Here is a 19,479-nt window from a genome sequence, read left to right as displayed (position 1 = left end):
TATTTTCTTAGACTAAAACGGGCGGGCCACAAAAAGGTGGAGGCGCGGCCTAAAAAGCCAGTTAATAACCCATAAAGTATGCATGTACCGCTAGAAAGGTTTAGACTAACTCGGGTAAAATAATCTAGCTTTCTTAAGGAAGGTATTCAATCACCATGGCGCACACCCCCTACCGTCCTAGTAACGGCCGCCACCACGTCGTTGTTATCGGTGCCGGCTTCGGCGGCATCAACGCCGTTAAGAAGCTCAAGGACGCGGATGTTGAGATCACCCTGATCGACAAGAAGAACCACCACCTCTTCCAGCCGATGCTTTACCAGGTAGCCACCGGCGTTATTTCCGCCGGCGAAATCGCACCGTCCACGCGCCAAATCCTGCGCCACCAGGACAACGTCAACTTCGTCAACGGCGAGGTCACCGACGTCAATATCAAGGACCAGACCGTCACCGCAGAGCTTGACGGCGCGGTTCGCACCTACGGCTATGACTCCCTCATTGTTGCCGCCGGCGCTGGCCAGTCCTACTTCGGCAACGACCACTTTGCAGAGCACGCGCCGGGCATGAAGACGCTTGACGACGCCTTCGAGATCCGCTCTCGCATCATCTCCGCCTTCGAGAAGGCTGAACTGGAAGAAGATCCGGCAAAGCGTGAAAAACTGCTGACCTTCGTCATCGTGGGCGCTGGCCCGACCGGCGTTGAGCTGACCGGCCAGATTGCTGAGCTGGCACAGCGTACGTTTGCTGGCGAATACTCCAACTTCGGTTCCTCCTCCGCCAAGATCTACCTCTTGGACGGCGCCCCGCAGGTTCTTCCGCCCTTTGGCAAGCGTCTTGGCCGCAAGGCACAGCGCACCTTGGAGAAGCTGGGCGTTGACGTGCGCCTCAACGCCATGGTTACCGACGTTACCGCTGACGCCGTCACCTACAAGAACATGAAGACCGAGGAAGAGGTCACGATTGAGGCCGCGACCAAGATCTGGTCTGCCGGTGTCGCTGCTTCCCCGCTCGGCAAGCTTATCGCTGACCAGGCAGGCGTGGAGGCGGACCGTGCCGGCCGCGTCTCTGTCAACGAGGACCTCACGGTTGGTGAGTACAAGAACGTCTACATCGTCGGCGACATGATCTCCCTCAATCGCCTTCCGGGTGTGGCCCAGGTGGCCATCCAAGGTGGCAACCACGTGGGCAAGCTCATCGAGGCCAAGATTGATGAAGAGTCCACCGCTAACGAGGCCGAGCCGTTTGAGTACTTCGACAAGGGCTCCATGGCCGTCATTTCCCGCTTCAACGCAGTGGTCAAGCTGGGCAAGACTGAGTTCGCTGGTTTCCCGGCTTGGATTTCTTGGCTTGGTCTGCACATCTTCTACATCGTTGGATTCCGCAGCCGCACCCTCGTTGCGCTGCACTGGTTGCTCAACGCCTTCTCGCGCGACCGCGGCAATCTGGAGATCACCCAGCAGCAGCGCGTTGCTCGCAACGTGATTGACCGCGACCTCCACTAGGTCTTACGCGTCTTTTGAGGAGAGAGGAAATATCCTCTCTCCTTTCTCTTTGCCCATGTACGGTAGACGGAAGAAGAGCCTAGCTTAAGGAGAAAACCATGAGCCAACCTGCACTGCCTCGTGTCCTCAGCATTGCCGGCACCGATCCCACGGGCGGCGCTGGTATTCATGCCGACCTCAAGTCTTTTGAGGCCGCTGGGGCCTACGGCATGGCCGTGGTGACCGCCCTGGTGGCGCAGAATACGCAGGGCGTGCGCGCTATCCACACCCCACCGGTGGACTTTCTGCGCGAACAGCTGGAAAGTGTCAAGGACGACGTGACTATCGACGCCGTCAAGATCGGCATGCTGGGCTCTGTCGCCATTACTGAAACGGTGAGCGACTTCATTACTTCCCTCCCCGCGGGTGTGCCGGTGGTCTGTGATCCAGTCATGGTCGCCTCCAGCGGTGACCGCCTGCTCGAGCCGGAGGCGGAACGCGCCGTACGTGAGCTGGCTTGCCACGCGACAGTGGTCACACCCAACCTGCCGGAGCTTGCAGTCCTCGCGGGCGTAGCAGAACCGCGCACCTTTGATGATGCTCTTTCTGTCGCAACCAAGTGGGCCAACGAGAACGACACGTGGGTCGTAGTCAAAGGCGGGCACTTGGACGGTGCCCAGGCCGATAACGCGACCGTAAGCCCTTCCGGAGAAATCACACGCGTGCCCTGCCCGCGGATTGATACGAAGAACACGCACGGCACCGGCTGCTCGCTGTCCTCTGCCCTAGCGGCGCGTTTGGGCGCGGGCCAATCCCTCGACGAGGCACTGGTATGGGCAACTGAATGGCTCCACGAGGCGATCGAGCATGCGGATGCGCTCTACGTCGGGCACGGACACGGCCCCGTTGACCACGGCCACCGGCTCCGGCGCCTGGCCGCGGAGGCACAAGGTTAGCCCAGCAAATCGGCGCCTGGGCGGGTAAGCACAGCCACCATGAAGGTGGAATTCTCCTTAAAGACCTTCATGTCCCAGGATGCAAAGATGAAATCGACCCGATAACCCACTGAGCGAGCGAGGTCGAGGAAGTCCTCAAAGCCCCAGCCGCGGCCCTCACCAAAACCGACGACGAAGCGGCCGCCGGGTCGTAGCGCGTTACACACGTTGCGCAAGGCCGCCTCACGCCCTTCGGTAGCAATGAAAGTCATGACGTTGCCCGCAGCCACTGCGATGTCGAAGTTATCCTCCGGGATTTCCTCCTCGGAAAGATCACCTACCTCCCATCGGGCCTCCGGATAATCATTCACTGCATGCTCAATCAAAATCGGGTCGACGTCCACGCCCAAGACCGTATGCCCGCGTTTCGCCAACTCACCGCCAAGACGTCCGGAACCGCAACCGGCGTCGAGAACGCGGGAGTGGCGTTCACTCATGGCGTCGATAAGCCGGGCTTCCCCATCGATATCCTTGCCCTGGGCCCGTAGCGTCTTCCATTTCCGTGCAAAATTGTGGGAATGGGCGGGATTCGCTGCAGTTACTTCTTTCCAGGTAGGCATGACAACGAGTATAGGCCTTTAGCGGTGTAAGATTTAGCCGCTCTTATAAAACGCCTATACGAAGCGAAGGAGGCTGAGACACGATGCCATCTGTACCGTCACCATTCAAGCCACGCAAGAAAAACACCCCCGGCAATAGTACGCCGAGTTTTTCCGTGCCGGTCGAGCGCGCCATCGAGCACTGCCGAGTGTTTATCGACGGCGAGGCGCTGCCGGGTGAGTTCACTCCGCACAGCGCTCTGCAAACCGTGGAAGAATACGGCCGCGGCTTCGTGTGGGTAGGCCTGCATGAGCCTTTAGAGTCCCAGATGACGAAGGTGGCGGCTGAATTCCGTATCCACGAACTTATCGTTGAAGACACGGTCCAGGCCCACCAGCGCCCAAAATTGGAGCGCTACGATGACCAGCTCTTCGTGGTGGCACGATCCGTGAACTACCGCGACCACGATGAGGTTGCCGATAAGCGTCAAATCATCTCCACTGGTGAAATCCAGATGATCATTGGCGCTACGTTCATCATCACGGTGCGCCACTCAGCGAAGCTGCCCAACTTAGCCTACGTAATTCAGGATGAACAGGACCTCGTTGAGCAAGGCCCCATATCGCTGGCCTGGAAGATTCTGGACATGATGGTGGACCGCTATTCGGAGATCTGCCGCCTCATCGCCATCGAGGTCGACGAACTAGAAGAAGAAATCTTCACCCCGAATTCGCTGCCCAATATTGACCGTATCTACATGTTTAAGCGAGAGATTCTGGAGATGAAGCACGCTATCGTGCCGCTTTCCCCGGCGTTGCGCGCGATGGTCACAGACCACAAGGATCTCATTCCGAAGACGATTCGCTCCTATATCCGAGATGTCAACGACCACCAACTTGTGGTCCAAGACCACGTGGCGGGCTTCGATGAGCGCTTGACCTCGCTTATCGACGCCTCCGTGGCCAAAATCAGCATGCAACAGAACTCCGACATGCGCACAATCTCCGCGGTGGTTGGCATGTGGGCCGCTCCGACGCTCGTGGCGGGTATCTACGGTATGAACTTTGACGTCATGCCGGAGCTGCATTTTCCTTGGGGCTATTACGGGGCAATTGGCCTCATGGTCTTGGTCGTGGCCGGAATGTGGTGGTGGTTCCGGCGCAATAACTGGTTGTAGGGGCTACTGCACCACCATGGTGCGCAGTGTGGAAGCAGCGAGAAGTACATCGCCCTGGCTGATTTTTACTTCCCACAACTGCGTGCGGCGGCCCTTGTACAGCGGCGTAGCGACGGCGCTGACGGTGCCTTCGGCTACTGGCTTAAGGAAGTCTGTGTTGTTGTTCACGCCGACAACCGGCTTGCCCGCGAGAATGAGGCTGCCGACAGATGCAGTGGACTCCGTAATCGTGCAGAACAGTCCACCATTCGCCACGCCCCAAGGCTGGTGATGATCTGAAACGACATCAACCTCGGAGCGAATCTCATCAGCCGAGATGTGTGTGAAGCGCAGTCCGATGAGCCCAGCAAGCCCCTGTGGGTGAGAGTTGATGAGGTCGAGTTCCTCGGCGTTGAGCGGCCGTGTTTGGGATACCGCGACAAACTTTTCAAAGATTTCAGAGTGTTTCATGCCACACCAGGTTAGTGGATATCGGTGACGTAGGATGGTGGACATGACTCAAACTGCTGAAAAGACAGATCTTGCTCAGATCGGCGTTGTGGGCCTCGCTGTTATGGGCTCCAACCTCGCGCGTAACTTTGCCCGAAACGGAAACACCGTCGCGGTCTACAACCGCAGTCCGGAAAAAACCCGCGCGCTCATCAGTGAGCACGGTGATGAAGGTACCTTCATCCCGTCCGAAACTGTGGAGGACTTCGTCGCTTCGCTCGAGCGTCCCCGTAAGGCAATCATCATGGTGCAGGCTGGCGCGGCTACCGACGCCGTCATCAATCAACTCACCGAGGCGATGGATGAGGGCGACATTATTATCGATGGCGGCAACGCCTTGTTCACGGACACCATTCGCCGTGAGAAGGAGGTGGCGGCTAAGGGCCGTCACTTCGTCGGCGCGGGAATTTCCGGTGGTGAAGAAGGCGCGCTCAATGGCCCGTCCATCATGCCTGGCGGCCCAGCAGAGTCTTGGGAGACCCTGGGCCCAATCCTTGAATCGATCGCAGCAGAAGTGGACGGAACGCCGTGTGTGACTCACATTGGGCCGGATGGCGCGGGGCACTTTGTCAAGATGGTGCACAACGGCATCGAATACGCCGACATGCAGGTTATCGGTGAGGCCTACCAGCTTCTTCGCTATGGCGCGGGCATGGAACCAGCTGAAATCGCTGAGGTCTTCCGCGAGTGGAACGCCGGCGACCTGGACTCCTACCTCATTGAGATCACCGCCGAAGTGCTGGCACAACAGGATCCGGAGACAGGTGCCCCGCTTGTCGACGTCATCGTGGACGCCGCCGGCCAGAAGGGCACCGGCCGTTGGACCGCCATTAATGGCCTCGAGCTGGGCGTGCCGATCACTGGCATTGCGGAATCGGTGTTCGCGCGTGCGCTCTCCTCTGCCACCGCTCAGCGTGCAGCTGCCCAGGAGGGCCAGCTGCCCTCCGGAACCATTACCGAGCTCAACGTAGATAAGGCCGAGTTCGTCGAAGACGTTCGCCGTGCACTGTATGCTGCAAAGCTCATTGCCTACTCTCAGGGCTTCGATGAGATCAAGGCTGGCTCCGAGGAGTTCGGCTGGAACGTGGACCCACGTGACTTGGCTACAATCTGGCGCGGTGGTTGCATCATTCGTGCGAAGTTCCTCGACCGCATCCGTGAGGCCTACGACAACAATGCCGACCTGCCTGCCTTGATTTTGGACCCGTATTTCAAGGGCGAGCTGGAAAACCTCATCGACCCGTGGCGCCGCGTCGTCGTTGCTGCAACGCAGCTGGGCCTGCCGGTTCCGGTGTTTGCCTCTTCCCTCTCCTACTACGACAGCTTGCGAGCCGAGCGCCTCCCAGCTGCTCTTATCCAGGGCCAGCGCGATTTCTTCGGCGCCCACACATTCAAGCGTGTAGACCGAGACGGCACATTCCACATCGAATGGTCAGGTGACCGCTCCCTGACCGAAATGTAGCCGCCAAGCCCCTCCCCCCGAGGGGCTTTTTCATACCTGTTCCGCCGAACGTATTCTTCCCTTTCCGGCTGCGCCACCCTCACCGTTACTACGGAGCGCTCCTAGCCGCCACACGCCGCCGTTCCAGCCCATGGCTCACATCCTCCCGCCTGCAGCCGCTATTCGCCCAGCCCCCCCTTTCCCCTACCCTTAGTCAGCGTTAACCCCGCCTGTGGCCAACCTTCTTCCCGCACCCTTCTAAGCAGGAATTATGTTCTTCCGGTTGCGGGGTTGCGGGTGCTGTTTTAGTCTCTGTGGCCATGGGGGATATCGAAACCTACCTCCGCCTACGCAACTCGGGGATTGCGCTGGTGGAGCATATACCTGGCACACCCGATGAGCTCCGCGCGCTCGGCGCGGATCCTGCCGATGCCACCGAGCTTGCCGGCCTACACCAGGTGTACTTCGGCCCCACCCGCTTTACAGGTAAGCAGAAAAAGGCCCGCCAAGCAGCACTCGCCCAGAAACACAGCCTCGGCACCCTCACACTCATCGAGTCCTACACCGCACGCGTGAAAAAGACCCTCGATGCCTGGAACCTGCGGGTCAAACTCGCCGCCACCCCCGCACACCGCATCCCCACTGTGGCCGCCGCACGGCTAAAAGAACTCCGCGCCAAAAGAACCGCCAAACCAGGCGTGCGCATCACCTACAGAGCCGAAGGCCCCAACACCCTCTCCATTACTGATGACGCCACCACCATCGCCAACATGCGCGCAGTCTTAGAATCCACCAACACCACCGACCTACTTAAAGCCGCCAACGACGTCTTCTTCAAAGAAGGCACTGGTTCCACACCCGCGGTGCGCACCCAAGTCATCATCACATTGAATGAGCTCGACCAGATCATCAACGGCGACGGGGATGACATTGAGCTCAAGCTGACCAACGGCGCACGCATGACCGGCGCCGAGTTTCTCACCCACAAGTTTGCCGACATCGGCTACGCCACCATCGTCCACCCTCTTGACGGGCCCATCAACACCTGGCGCCTATCCCGTGGAGCAAACCTCAACCAACGCCTCACCCTCCACGCGGAATTCCACACCTGCTCAAGACCAGGCTGTAATAAACCAGCTGACTACTGCCAAGTCCATCATTTAGTCCCGTGGCAGGCTGGCGGATACACCAACATCAAGAACTTAACTTTCTTGTGTGCCTACCACAACGGCATTAACGACGATGACCCACACAGGCCTACCGGGCGCGGCTACATGTACCGGCTCAACACCGGGGTCAGCTTCATCCCACCCTGGGGAACACCAATTACCGCAATGCCGGAATACCAAGAAGCACTAGCCAGACTCAACACCGAACAAGCCTCCACACGAGGAGCTGAAAAGACACAGGCCACAGCCCAAGGAGCTGCAACAACACCGGGCACAGCCAGCCAAAGCCAAGCAGTACCAGAACAACCACCGGACCCACCACCCGACAGCAGCTAACACCCCCAGCCACCACACACAGCAACAGCAGAAAGGAAACGGCTCACTACCAGCGACAACACCGCCACCCGCCAACCGAGGGAAGGTTCGCGGGCACACCGGCGATCCTTCAAGACAACACCACCCACAAACCACAACAAGGTACGCGGGGATCCCTGACCACGGCTAATGGGCCACAACATGCTGCGGGGTGTACCAAGACTCTTAAGCACTTAAAGGAGAAACCCGCCACCCAGATGTAAGGCAGTGACAGTAAGGCCGGGTTTAAGCGCTTAAAGAGCGAAACCTGCCAACCGGATGAAGGTTTACGGGCACACCGGCGATCCTTCAGACAACACCACCCACAAACCACAACAAGATCTATAAGGAACTCAGCGATCCTGGTCGCGCTCCATGCGCTGCCGGCTACCGCAGGGACAGTGCACGGACAGCCGCGGCAAGACCCTAAAGACCTTAAAGAACGAGACCCGCCAACCGAAAGATTAACGGGATGCCCGTGGTGTGTGACGACAAGTCGGCCCACCGCAGCGAAACACTTTCAAGCCAGTTCTCGAAAGCAATCGACCTGAAGCAGGGGCGGCCGATAACTTTACTGCCCGCTATCCCGGCTATCCACACCGCCTGCGTATGACAGATGCGCACTCGCGGGTGTGCAGCCGGCGGATGGATGGGACGTGCGGAGCTAAAAGCTAGGCATCCAGCGGCGGGCCTCCCGGAGTCAGCTCAAGGATGCCCGCACCCACTAGATAGGTTGCTAGATCATTCAAATCAGCTTCGTCCCCATTGTCGTCATAACCATCCATGACGTACTCAATGACCGCGTCGCCATCCTCGAGAACTTCCGCAATCACGTACTCATCTGCCTCCCCAAAGGCAGCAATCTGCGAGCCACGGGCCGAAGTAATGTCCTCTACGGAATCGCTTAGCCCCACGCTTTCTGTATCGCGAATCGCATCCTTGTTCTCTGTGTACTGAGCCACGAACTCCCTGTCCGGGCCATAAATACAAGAGATCGTCGGAACCCACTGCACATCCAAGCTCAGATAGTCCGACTGCCCAAAGAAAGACGTGTCCTCATAGCACTCGTCCGAAAGCCCAGTAAGCGGTTCGGGCACCGGAGCAGATACCTCGGAGGCGCGGATCCTGTCGACATCATCAGCGTCGTATGTGCTATTCCAATACGCGTCATCAGAAGCCGCGACGTCTCGTGGTGCCTCGTCGAAGTCGGCTGCGACATCCTTGAAGAAGGAAACTGCAGCAAAGATTGCGACGGCTGCGATAATAGCGAGTACAAGGATTACTGCCAGTACAATCCACAGCACCTTCTTCGAGCTCGACTTCTTTTCCGGCGGCTGCGGCATTGCCGGTCCGCTGGCGTTAGGCCCTTGATTCTGATTGTTAAATCCAGGTGCTGCTTGGTTGTGCGCTGGGTGGCCTTGCTGTGGGTTCTGTCCAAATCCACCGGGCGGTTGTTGCGGGTTAGCGAAAGGGTTCGTCATGTCGATCAATCTAACAGAGAACCACGTCACAATATCGTGAAAAATGCAGGATGTGAGGCCCGTTCCCCGTCCTAGCTTTTCGGTCTGGCGGCGCAGCGCATTAGACTGCCATCCGATGAGTACTTTCGCCGATCTCGGCCTCCCCCGCGATGTTGTCCGTGTTCTAGAAAAGCAGGGCATCACGACCCCCTTCCCTATCCAAGAAGCCGCGATTCCCGACGCCCTCTCCGGCAAGGACGTCCTCGGCCGCGGCCCCACCGGATCGGGGAAAACCTTTACGTTCGGTCTTCCTATGTTGTCCCGGCTAGCAGAATCTGGTGTTTCCCGCCCCGCGCACCCACGTGGGCTCGTTCTGGCACCAACACGTGAGTTGGCAACCCAGATCCAGCAACGCCTGGAAGAACCGGCAGCTGCCCTCGGCCTGCGTGTGCTTGCGGTAGTCGGAGGCGTCAACATCAACAACCACATTCGCTCACTCGCGCGCCCGGTCGACCTGCTTGTTGCCACCCCAGGGCGAGCACAGGATCTTATCGACCAGGGCAAGCTCTTCTTCGACCACGTCGCCATCACTGCGCTCGACGAGGCCGACCAGATGGCGGACATGGGATTTCTTCCCCAAGTGCGCAAATTACTTAAGCTCACCCCACCAGACGGCCAACGCCTACTCTTCTCTGCCACCCTCGACGGTGAAGTCAACAAGCTGGTCGAGCAGTTCATGCACGAGCCCGTAACTCACTCCACCGCGCCTGTCGAGGCCGCCGTGGACACGATGGAACACCACCTGATATACATCGGCACCCGTGAGGCGCGCAACGACGTCGTCCTGCGCCTAGGTGCACGCAAAGGCAAGACCATCATGTTCATGCGCACTAAGCACGGCGTCGACAGGCAGGCCAAGAAGCTCCGCAGAGTCGGTATCAATGCGCTGCCCCTCCACGGCGATAAGGGCCAGGGCTCGCGGACGAAGGCTATAGAGGGCTTCGCCGACGGCAGCGTTCCGGTGCTCGTCGCCACCGACATCGCCGCGCGGGGAATCGACATCGCAGACGTTTCCCTCGTCGTCCATGTTGATCCGCCCGCGGAACACAAGGCCTACCTGCACCGTTCCGGCCGCACGGCGCGCGGTGGAGATTCAGGCACCGTTGTCACACTCGTCACTGATGAACAGCGCGATGAGGTGGCTAAACTCATCGCGAAAGCTGGGGTCAAACACACCGACCTCGACATCAGCGACCGCGCCAACCCTGCCAGCAGTCCTGAGCTTGCCCAGATGACCGGTGCACGCAAGCCAAAGGGCGAACCGCTCGGCCCACCACACCAGCAACCATCTAAGAAGCAGACATCGCGTCAGCGAGCGGGCAGCCAAGGCCAGCGCCACCGTAACTCGCGCCGCCGACGGGGCAACGCAGGTCAACGATGATTCTGCAGACCACAGACTGGCAAGCTCAGATGCGCAAGCATGAGGAAACAGCAGATGAGTTCCTCAAGCGCTTTCGGCACCCTGGTTCCTACCACCCTGTCTACGACTTTCTCTTCGAGTACTACCCTGTTCGCCCTTCGCATCTGCGGCGTTGGCACCCAGGGGTAGGCATCACCCTGGCAGGGGATGCTCCACACGGCGACTGGCGCTACTATCACCGCACTGCTGAGGGAATTGCGGTAGACACCGAGGCCTTCCTCGAGCGCCGCGGCGGTACCGTGCGCTACATCCTGGACCTACTGGAAAAGACCACAGGCAACCCCACCCAATTTGATTGTTTTGGGCTGCATGAATGGGCCATGGTCTACCGCACCGATTCTCCACGCCATGACCTGCCGTTGCGGTTAGGGGCGGAGGGGACGAACGAGGTCGTCGACAAGCACCGCATCAAGTGCACCCATTACGATGCCTTCCGTTTCTTTACGGAGCCCGCGCGTCCGCTCAATCTCACGGTGCTGAGCCGCGAAGACCAGCCGGAAAACGACCAGGCCGGGTGCGTCCATGTGAGCATGGATCTCTATAAGTGGGCGTGGAAATTGGGGCCTCTGGTGCCGGGTGAGTTGTTTCTTGACACCTTCCGTCTGGCCGTCGCCGCACGCACGCTCGATATGGAGGCCTCTCCCTACGATTGTCGCGAATGGGGCTTTGGTGTCGTTCCTATCGAAACGCCCGAGGGAAAGTCGGAGTACGTGCGACGCCAACGCGCGCTTGCCGACGCCTCCGAGCCACTCCGCGCGCGGCTTGTCTCCCAAATTAGAGCAGCGCTGAGGGCTACAATGAAAGACCATTGATGTGACCTGTCGGGACGCAGTGCGCGGCCCCGAGACCTCAGCGCGGAAGGAAAAAGATGGCCCGGCACTCGGATGGAAAAAATAACTACGCATTTGCACCGTGGGTCATCATCGTGGCCGTCCTGGCGGTGTTAGCGCTGGCCATCGGCGGTTTCTTCCTTTTCCGAGAGGGAGATTCCTCAAAATCTGAAACAGTGGCTGCGGACACAACCGCTGAGACTTCCACTGAGGACGCCCCCACCAGCACTGCTGCCAAGACTCCGGAATCCGCCACGTCTTCGGAACCAGAGCAGCCTTCTTCGGCCGCGCCCAGCTCGGATGACAAGGCCCCTGAAGATGTCGCGCCAAATACGCTGTTCCTGCTCGATACATCCGACAGCCTTGCGCCGTACTTCGATGCGGTCACTCAGGGCGTGGCGGAGGCGGCGACGGCGGTCGGCGCGACGGGAAGCCAGGTGGCTCTCTGGAACTATTCCTCCCCCATTTCCGCAACAGCCACCGTGGGCTTCCGTCAAAATGTGGCTTACGGCGACGCCGAGAACGTCGCCTTTGCCGTGGGGCAGTTCGGCACTGGCGGTGTTCCACAAACACGCAGCGCCGTCGTTGCGGCACTCAGTAATGCCACGGATCAAACAACTGGAAGCGGAGAGAACACTCGCGTCGTACTGATTACCACTGGGACCCAACAGGATATGGATGACGCAAGCTTTGCAGAGGCAGCCAAGAACGCTCGCGGTGAAGGCGTTAGTTTGAGTGTGGTCCATGTCGGTAATGCCGAAAAGGACACAGAATTGGAAAAACTCGCGGACGATTATTCCACTGTCTCGAATCCTTCCGATGCACAAGAGAGCATCGCGAGCGCCGCTGGGGCGTAATATTTGGGTACGCACCTGGAGGATGCGCGGCCTTGCTTGAAGCGGCGGTGTGCGGGCACGTGCAACCGCCATGTGGGTGCCGGGCTGCAGAGAAGAAAAGCCGCCGCATCCTCTACAGCACTGACGTGAGCTGCAGTGCGCAGGAGGAGGAGCGGCGGCGGCTTCCTGTAGCAGGCGTTCTAGGAGGTCTTGCGCTTGCGGCGAGCGGCCAGCTCGTCGAGGCCAATGACAACGTCGATGTCTTCTTCCTCTACAACACGCTCGGCCGGGAAGGAAGTAATGGTACCAGAGAGTTCCTTGAGAATACCCGGCACAGCGATGCCGAATACGCCTTGGCCGCCGGCCAGCAAGTCGATAACTTCGTCGTTAGATCGGCACTCGTAGACCGTGGTGCCATCCGACACCAAGGTGAGCTCAGCAAGATCGTTGACACCGCGGTCCCGCAAAGACTCCACGGCGAGGCGGATGTTCTGGAGGGAGATTCCGGTATCCAGAAGGCGCTTGACAATCTTCAGGACCAGCACGTCTTTAAAGGAGTACAGGCGCTGGGAACCGGAACCGCGAGCAGTACGGATCGAGGGCTTAACCAAGTCGGTACGCGCCCAGTAGTCCAGCTGGCGATAGGTGATTCCAGCTACCTGACACGCGATGGGAACGCGGTAGCCCAGCTCCTCATCAGGCCCTACATCGAAGAGAGATTCCTGAACGTAGGTGTTGGCGGCAACCTCGTCGAGCGGCAGGGCGCTGGACTCAGTACGATTATTCTTACTGCTCACGTAATTACTCCAGTGATACTTGAGGGGAGTTCTATTTTTCTATTAAAGGGCACGTCAGCGACGGCGTCAAGAGTCGTCCTCGGTGAACCTCTAGTAGAACTTTAGACTTTTTGATTCACTTTGTCATCATTAGTCACACGCGTGTCATTAAAAATTTTCACTGACAGCACGAGAAAAGCGGCGCCCGCAAGGGCGCCGCTCTGTCCATCAAAGATCGGTTTAGAACATATGTCCGCTATTGAACTACGCGGAACCTAGGCTCCTCGCAGTGAAGGGGCTAGTCCTCCTCTTCCTCTCCTCCGAGCAAGTCCTCCTCCGATATGCCAGAATCACGCATCATCTGCTCGAAGTCATCATGCTCCTGCGCATTCTGCTGAGCAGCTCGCTCCTGAAAGTCGCGCATGCGCTTCTCGGGAAAGGTTTCCGGGGATTCCGCCTCGCGCTCTAGGTCGTAATACTCTTTAAGGTCGTCGTCGCTAATGTAGATGGCCACCTCGTCGAGCACATCCTTGTCAAAATGGATGGGTAGCCCATAATGGTCTGCTAGGACGAGTGCATCGGACAAACGGGCATCATGCTCTTCGCCGGTTCCGTCCACAAGATCAACCATGAAAACGCCCTTGCGGTACTCGGAGACGCAGATGTGCTCGATGCCATCGAGCTGGTCCGCGAAGGCGATGAGCAGCTCGTAGGTACTTGGCCGCGCGTTGAAATGGCGCTCGAGGACTTGCAACACGCGCGCTCCATCAATCGGTGAGAGCCACACTGGCACGTGCCGGTCCGCTTCTTCCCAGTAGAAGAGAGCGCACAGATTGTTTTCGGGTCCGACGGGATGGATTCCTAAAAATTTCAGTACTTCAGTAGTCATGGGACCTACTTTTACACACTTTTCTTGCACATGGTTCTCGGGCCAGCTAGGCAGCGTAGAGATACGCGGAGTGACACGAGAAGTCGACACGAAACCTGGGCTATGCCACATCCCATCGCGAGCCAGACATCAGGTCTTAAGGCCGGAATTCGTCGCGAAGCTCGGTCTTGACCAACGTCCCGTGAAGCGATAGAACCAGGGCCGCCATCTGCTGTGACAGCTCCTCCGCCTGTTGCGGGGCGGTATCAGACTTCGAATGCGCAACCGGCGTTGCCACCTGCGAAATCATGTCCGCCTGGCGGCGGGCAGCATTGCGCAGCGATTTCAACTGCCGAGCCTCGAGCCCAAAGGACTCCAGCGCCACGGCCGCGGAGACAATGGACACGTCATCCGTGTCGAAGAAACCCGCCGGATCCGGCTTGATCAGGCCCACCGAGACCAGTTTCACGATGTTTTCCTGCGTTGTTCCGGCTTGGTCGGCCACGTCGGCGTCGGTAAGCCGGGTAACTACCGGCGCACGCAGCTGCTCAGCGCTGATAAGGGCCTCAGCCTGGGAGGAGACAATGGCGGTCACCTGCCCTGAGTCCATCGCATCCAGCTGCTCTCGAATGACCTTGAGCGGCGTGTAGTGATCACGCTGCGCCGTCAGAATGTAGCGCAGGCGGTCCAAGTCTTTTTGGTAATAGCGACGGTAGCCCTTTGCGGTGCGCTCCGGGGTAATCAGCCCCTCAGACTCCAAGAAGCGGATCTTCGACACCGTCACGTCGGGAAATTGCTTCTGAACGTGCTTCAGCGTTACGCCAATAGACATGGGCTTCTGCTTAGCAGGCTTGGTCTTCTTGGCCACGGAAGACGCTGCTGCGGCAGCGGCGGTGGACTTCTGCGCACTCACGATAGGACTACTACTGCTTTCTACACGGTTTCACTTGGACACAGCGGGAACGTGGGCAGGGTGCGAGATAAACCTACACCCCCTCGCACCCGTTAGTTCCTGCTAACTGGAACTGCTTTATTTAGGGGCAATAAAAACCAGGCGGAACTTACCGATCTGGATTTCATCGCCTACTTCCAGCACCTGCGCATTGCGCGGCTCACGGTTGACGTAGGTGCCGTTGAGCGATCCGACATCGACAACTTCAAATTGGCCGTCTTTGGCGCGGAACTCGGCATGGCGGCGGGACACCGTGACATCATCAAGGAAGATGTCTGCTTCTGGGTGGCGTCCAGCGGTAGTGGTCGGCTGATCCAGCAGGAAGCGTGCGCCAGCGTTGGGGCCGCGCTTTACGACGAGCAGCGCCTGGCCCTCTGCCAGGTTCTCAGCGCCGGCAACGGAGGCGTCAGAACCCGCCGCGGTGCCGTTTTCCATCTCCTTGAGAAGATCAGCGCGGAAGACAGAAGTAGTCTCTGCCTGCGGTTCCGGCGTTCCGGTATTCTCGCTCATTTTTACCTCCGAAGGGTCGGATCGATGTTGACTCATTCCATATTAGCGACTCCGCTGTCCGCGCGAGTCACCTCTGGCGCATTTACATTAGCGGAAAATGTTTCCTATGCCCTTGAGCACGGAGTTTCCGCCCCCAGATAGTGGGTTATCAGAGACCATATAGGTCCACGTGGCGCTCGGTCGGGCCAGCCCATGATCCTCGAGGTGGGCTCCCTCAGAATCAATAAGCACAGTCTTAAAAGTATCAAGAGCATCATCAACTGCCCGCTGCGCTAAGTCCTTAAATTCACGCACCGCGATGCGGTGGTATTCGTCGATGGGCGTCTCGCGAGCGATGGCGCGCAAGTGGATGGATTCACGAACGTCATCCATCAGCTCCAGGTGGTCGGCCCACGCCAAATCTAGGTGATACAGCATAATCTCGCGGGCAGCCCGCTCACGAGCTTCCGCGGGAACGTCTCCAAGCTCGGCTGCGCGTTCGGGCGCCCGTTCAGCCAGCTCCTGCCAGGCTTGGTCAGTGTCGAGCAGCTTGGCACGACGCTCATCGATAATGATGCGTTGGTCCGCGAGCAACTGGTTGTATTTCCAGGTTTGCGCGTGAATCTCCAGCAGTTGCCCTTCCGTCACGCGTTGGCAGTGTGCAATGAAGTCCCGGACGCGCTTGGAATCGATGAGCCCGTCGGCATCGGGGCGCGCGGACAAGGATTCATCTTCACCGCCCTGTTTGACCACGTCATCCTCCAAGGAAACGAAAAAGAGCGACATGCCCGGATCTCCTTGGCGGCCTGCACGCCCGCGCAACTGGTTATCCAAACGGGAGGAGCGGTGCCGCGAGGTGCCGAGCACTGCCAAACCGCCCTTTTCAACAACGGCTTCACGGTCAGACTCATCCGCGCCGCCCAGCTTGATATCGGTGCCGCGGCCCGCCATCTGGGTAGACACAGTCACTCGCCCCACGTCGCCTGCTTCCGCAACGATGCGCGCCTCGTCCTCATCATTTTTTGCGTTGAGGACGTTGACCGTAATCCCCTGTTCACGTAGGGCTTCGGCGAGGTCTTCTGATTCAGCAACATCGTGGGTACCCACGAGTACCGGCTGGCCAGTGCTATTGATTGCCACGATTTCATTGACGATGGCACGGGATTTTTCATCCACGGAGGCATAAATGCGGTCAGGTTCGTCGAAGCGCTGCAGTTCCTTGTTACGGTCGATGACCGAGACGTGCAGGTCATAGAACTGACGCAGTTGGTCTGTTGCCTCCACTGCGGTTCCGGTCATGCCGCACACCAGCGGATAGCGCCGCATGAGCTCCTGGAGCGTAATGGTGTCGAGGATGCGCCCTCCTTCTGACACCTCTAGGCCTTCCTTGGCCTCCACCGCGGCCTGGAGGCCATCCGGCCAGCGCTGCAGTTCCGCTACGCGGCCGCGGGAGGCGTCGATAAGCTGCAGTTTTCCGTCCGTGATGATGTAGTGAATATCGCGGATAAGCAATGCCTTAGCGTGCAGCGCTAAGTTAACTTTGACCAGCACGGAGCCGATGTTCTCCTCCGAGTAGAGCGAGTCGAGTCCCAATTCGTGCTCCACACGCGCCGCGCCCTCGTCGGTGAGCGCTACCGTGCGCCCATCCTCCGCAATAACGTAGTCCTGCTCCTCTCGCAGCCGGGACACCACGTTGGTGATGTGGCCCGTAGATTCCTCACCGGGGCGATTTCCGGCGAGGACGAGGGGGACGAGGGCTTCGTCGACAAGCACAGAATCCGCTTCATCCACCAACGCCACATCCGCGCGCGCTTGCACCGTTTGCTCGCGGGACGTGATCTGGTTATCCCGTAGCACATCGAAACCGAGCTCATTGACTGGTGCATAGATGATGTCGGATAAGTAAGCCGCGCGGCGTTCTTCCGGGCCGAGCTTCTCCGTTACCGGGGCCACCGTGAGTCCAAAGAACTCCACGAGCGGGCGCATCCATTCAGCGTCGCGCGCTGCTAGATAATTGTTCACTGTCACCAGGTGCACGCGCTTGCCGGTCAGCGCAAAACCCGTCGCGGCCATGGCTCCCACCAGCGTCTTTCCCTCACCAGTGGCCATCTGGATAACGTCGCCTTCAAGAAGACGCAGCACAGCTTGGGACTGGACAGTAAAGGGACGCATGCCAAGCTTGCGTTCGCTGGCCACGGCTAGGGCTGCGAGGAAGCGGGATTTATCCGCGATCTTGCCGTCCTTCACGCACTCCCGTGCGGTGGCGGCAACCTCTGCATCCGACAGGTTCGCGATATCCTCTACCGCGGAATCTGCGGCCGTCACAACGGCTTTCGACTTCTTGTTGTTGCGTTCGGACTGCGCGCCCATTGCCTTCCAGAACCAATCGAATGCGCCCATGAGCACTCCTCCATCCTTGTGCGTCATACAGGTCTTCTATCGACTCTAGTCAACCCCGGTTCGCAGGCGTGCGTTCGCCCTTATATCCTTATGGTCATGCAATCCGTGAACGTGTCGCTCCCCTCCAGCACCGGTACCACGATGGCCGGAACCATCGACTTCCCTGACTCCCCTCCGCAAGCCTTCGCCATCTTCGCGCACTGCTTTGCCGGCTCGCGCCATACCCCGGGCGCTGCCCGCGTGAGCAAACAGCTGACTAACTTTGGCATCGCTACCCTGCGCTTTGATTTTCCTGGCCTAGGCCAATCCGAAGGAAATTTTGCGGACACATGTTTCAGCCAGAATGTTGCCGATATCCAGGCCGCCGCTGACTGGCTAGCACAGAACTATTCCGCACCGCAGCTACTCATGGGCCATTCACTGGGCGGGGCTGCCGCTCTGGCCGCGGCCAACAACATTCGCTCCCTCAAGGCCGTGGCCACCATCGGCGCCCCCTTCGATCCTGCACACTCCGTGCTGCACTACGCCGACAAGATCGGCGAGGTCGACGCCAACGGTGAAGTCGAGGTCACCCTTGGAGGCCGGGCGCTGACCATTTCGCGTCTCTTCCTCGAAGACCTTGCTGAGACCAACCCGGAGGACTATCTTCCGCGTCTGCGCAAGCCCCTCATGGTGCTGCATTCCCCCATTGATCAAACGGTGGGCATTGATAACGCGCAAAATATTTTCCGGACCACGCGTTATCCCAAGTCCCTCGTCGCCTTGGATAAGGCCGATCACCTGGTGACTAAGCAGGGCGCGGCAGCCCGTGCCGCCGACCTCATCGGGGCGTGGGCGGAGCAGTTTATTGTTCCGGAGAACCTTCCCACCCCAGTTGCTGAGGACTCAGCGCTTGCAATCCCGGCAGTTGGAACCAGGATGGGCGTCGTCGTGCGCCACAATGACCGATCGGTGAGCGCTGACCGCACGAAAAAGAACGGCGGCAAAGGCCAAGGTTTCACCGCGGAAGGCCTTCTTATGTCCGCTGTGGCTGCGGCAAGCACCCAGGCCATCAAAGAAGCGGGCAAGGCGCAGAAAATCGACGCGAAGGTACTCGAAGCGGTATCTGTAAGGGTTAGCCAAGAATCCGAATCTCGTCTCACACGTACGGTGACGCTTCCTGCTTCTCTGAGTGCCGATCAACAACGCGCGCTTGCCGACGCCGCCGCTTCCACCACCATCGACTCCCTCCTCGCTGTGGACATCGCCACCGCCGTGGCAACCACTGCAGAATAAGCCGCCCATGGTTGTTCTTAACCCACTTGATCCTGCCGCCCGCTGCCCCTGCGGTACCGGCCTAAGCTTCGGCGAGTGCTGCTCGCGCTACCATGCCGGCACACCCGCCCCCTCAGCGGAGGCTCTAATGCGCTCGCGTTTCAGCGCTTTCGTCACCGGCGACGAGGACTATTTGCTGCGCACTTGGGACCCCGAGACTCGCCCGGAACGCCTCGACCTCGCCGAAACCGGCATTCGCTTTTACCGCCTCGACATTATCGACACCGTCGCGGGTGGCCCCTTGGACCAGACCGGAATCGTGGAATTCGAGGCTTTCTATAAGGGATCTGCCAAGGGCTCTCAACGAGAGCGCTCCTCTTTTCGCCGCCAAGGCGGGCAGTGGGTCTATTCCGCCGGAGAGTTTTAGCTGCCGCTAAAACAAGGGGTGGACTGGGATTTGTTGTGGCGAATACCCTTGGTGTAATCTGTAG

18 protein-coding genes are annotated in these 19,479 nt (G+C 59.1%); 10 read left to right on the top strand and 8 right to left on the bottom strand.

The window, feature by feature from the left end; translation table 11 throughout:
• Window positions 1-155: 155 nt before the first annotated feature.
• Window positions 156-1,499, top strand: a complete 1,344-nt coding sequence (locus ABZS45_RS04125) for an NAD(P)/FAD-dependent oxidoreductase (RefSeq protein ID WP_070730202.1) — start codon at window positions 156-158, stop codon at window positions 1,497-1,499.
• 98 nt (window positions 1,500-1,597) lie between these two features.
• On the top strand, window positions 1,598-2,434 hold the full coding sequence (gene thiD, locus ABZS45_RS04120) for a bifunctional hydroxymethylpyrimidine kinase/phosphomethylpyrimidine kinase (protein ID WP_412100750.1): 837 nt from the start codon (window positions 1,598-1,600) through the stop codon (window positions 2,432-2,434).
• Here thiD and ABZS45_RS04115 read toward each other — a convergent pair.
• Complete coding sequence (locus tag ABZS45_RS04115; protein ID WP_412100749.1) at window positions 2,431-3,033, bottom strand: class I SAM-dependent methyltransferase; 603 nt, start codon at window positions 3,031-3,033, stop codon at window positions 2,431-2,433. The genes thiD and ABZS45_RS04115 overlap by 4 nt on opposite strands.
• Before the next feature lie 83 nt (window positions 3,034-3,116).
• Here ABZS45_RS04115 and corA point away from each other — a divergent pair, with 83 nt between their 5' ends.
• Window positions 3,117-4,190, top strand: a complete 1,074-nt coding sequence (gene corA, locus ABZS45_RS04110) for a magnesium/cobalt transporter CorA (RefSeq protein ID WP_412100748.1) — start codon at window positions 3,117-3,119, stop codon at window positions 4,188-4,190.
• Window positions 4,191-4,193: 3 nt separating this feature from the next.
• Here the strand turns inward: corA and ABZS45_RS04105 are convergent, their stop codons facing one another.
• Window positions 4,194-4,640, bottom strand: a complete 447-nt coding sequence (locus ABZS45_RS04105; RefSeq protein WP_412100747.1) for a PaaI family thioesterase — start codon at window positions 4,638-4,640, stop codon at window positions 4,194-4,196.
• Window positions 4,641-4,683: 43 nt separating this feature from the next.
• On the opposite strand from ABZS45_RS04105, the gene gndA reads away from it, so the two are divergent.
• The gene (gene gndA / locus ABZS45_RS04100) at window positions 4,684-6,141 is read left to right on the top strand and encodes an NADP-dependent phosphogluconate dehydrogenase (protein ID WP_412100746.1); all 1,458 of its coding nucleotides are present in this window, start codon (window positions 4,684-4,686) and stop codon (window positions 6,139-6,141) included.
• Between the two features lie 299 nt (window positions 6,142-6,440).
• Entirely contained in the window at window positions 6,441-7,625 is a 1,185-nt protein-coding gene (locus ABZS45_RS04095) for an HNH endonuclease signature motif containing protein (RefSeq protein WP_412100745.1), read from the top strand.
• A 689-nt stretch (window positions 7,626-8,314) separates the two neighbouring features.
• Here ABZS45_RS04095 and ABZS45_RS04090 read toward each other — a convergent pair.
• A complete protein-coding gene (locus ABZS45_RS04090) occupies window positions 8,315-9,124 on the bottom strand; it encodes a hypothetical protein (RefSeq protein ID WP_412100744.1) in 810 nt (269 codons plus the stop codon).
• A gap of 115 nt (window positions 9,125-9,239) precedes the next feature.
• On the opposite strand from ABZS45_RS04090, the gene ABZS45_RS04085 reads away from it, so the two are divergent.
• The 3 genes from ABZS45_RS04085 to ABZS45_RS04075 are packed head-to-tail and all read left to right on the top strand — an operon-like array spanning window position 9,240 to window position 12,270.
• The gene (locus tag ABZS45_RS04085; RefSeq protein WP_412100743.1) at window positions 9,240-10,544 is read left to right on the top strand and encodes a DEAD/DEAH box helicase; all 1,305 of its coding nucleotides are present in this window, start codon (window positions 9,240-9,242) and stop codon (window positions 10,542-10,544) included.
• Window positions 10,541-11,395, top strand: a complete 855-nt coding sequence (locus ABZS45_RS04080; RefSeq protein WP_412100742.1) for a 3-methyladenine DNA glycosylase — start codon at window positions 10,541-10,543, stop codon at window positions 11,393-11,395. The genes ABZS45_RS04085 and ABZS45_RS04080 overlap by 4 nt, the downstream gene beginning before the upstream one ends.
• Window positions 11,396-11,451: 56 nt before the next feature.
• On the top strand, window positions 11,452-12,270 hold the full coding sequence (locus ABZS45_RS04075; protein ID WP_412100741.1) for a VWA domain-containing protein: 819 nt from the start codon (window positions 11,452-11,454) through the stop codon (window positions 12,268-12,270).
• Between the two features lie 179 nt (window positions 12,271-12,449).
• Here ABZS45_RS04075 and ABZS45_RS04070 read toward each other — a convergent pair whose 3' ends face one another.
• The 5 genes from ABZS45_RS04070 to secA2 form a co-directional block, all read right to left on the bottom strand.
• The gene (locus ABZS45_RS04070; protein WP_412101135.1) at window positions 12,450-13,010 is read right to left on the bottom strand and encodes a MerR family transcriptional regulator; all 561 of its coding nucleotides are present in this window, start codon (window positions 13,008-13,010) and stop codon (window positions 12,450-12,452) included.
• A gap of 313 nt (window positions 13,011-13,323) precedes the next feature.
• Window positions 13,324-13,914: a bifunctional nuclease family protein gene (locus ABZS45_RS04065; RefSeq protein WP_412100740.1), complete on the bottom strand. Its 591-nt coding sequence runs from the start codon at window positions 13,912-13,914 to the stop codon at window positions 13,324-13,326.
• Window positions 13,915-14,050: 136 nt separating this feature from the next.
• Window positions 14,051-14,806, bottom strand: a complete 756-nt coding sequence (locus tag ABZS45_RS04060; RefSeq protein WP_412100739.1) for a MerR family transcriptional regulator — start codon at window positions 14,804-14,806, stop codon at window positions 14,051-14,053.
• Window positions 14,807-14,923: 117 nt separating this feature from the next.
• Window positions 14,924-15,355, bottom strand: coding sequence for an oxoglutarate dehydrogenase inhibitor Odhl (gene odhI / locus ABZS45_RS04055; RefSeq protein WP_010186533.1), 432 nt, complete (start codon window positions 15,353-15,355; stop codon window positions 14,924-14,926).
• Between the two features lie 87 nt (window positions 15,356-15,442).
• Window positions 15,443-17,734 (bottom strand): accessory Sec system translocase SecA2, encoded by a 2,292-nt coding sequence (gene secA2 / locus ABZS45_RS04050; protein WP_412101134.1) that lies wholly within the window; start codon window positions 17,732-17,734, stop codon window positions 15,443-15,445.
• Window positions 17,735-17,830: 96 nt separating this feature from the next.
• Here secA2 and ABZS45_RS04045 point away from each other — a divergent pair, with 96 nt between their 5' ends.
• Entirely contained in the window at window positions 17,831-19,009 is a 1,179-nt protein-coding gene (locus ABZS45_RS04045) for an alpha/beta fold hydrolase (protein ID WP_210386007.1), read from the top strand.
• A gap of 7 nt (window positions 19,010-19,016) precedes the next feature.
• Window positions 19,017-19,415, top strand: a complete 399-nt coding sequence (locus tag ABZS45_RS04040) for a YchJ family protein (RefSeq protein ID WP_412100737.1) — start codon at window positions 19,017-19,019, stop codon at window positions 19,413-19,415.
• Window positions 19,416-19,479 lie beyond the last annotated feature (64 nt).

It is taken from the genome of Corynebacterium aurimucosum (assembly GCF_046895345.1).
Taxonomy (GTDB): Bacteria; Actinomycetota; Actinomycetes; order Mycobacteriales; family Mycobacteriaceae; genus Corynebacterium; species Corynebacterium aurimucosum_G.
The sequence above is the reverse complement of the archived record's forward strand: the minus strand, read 5'-3'. Positions and strand labels throughout refer to the sequence as shown.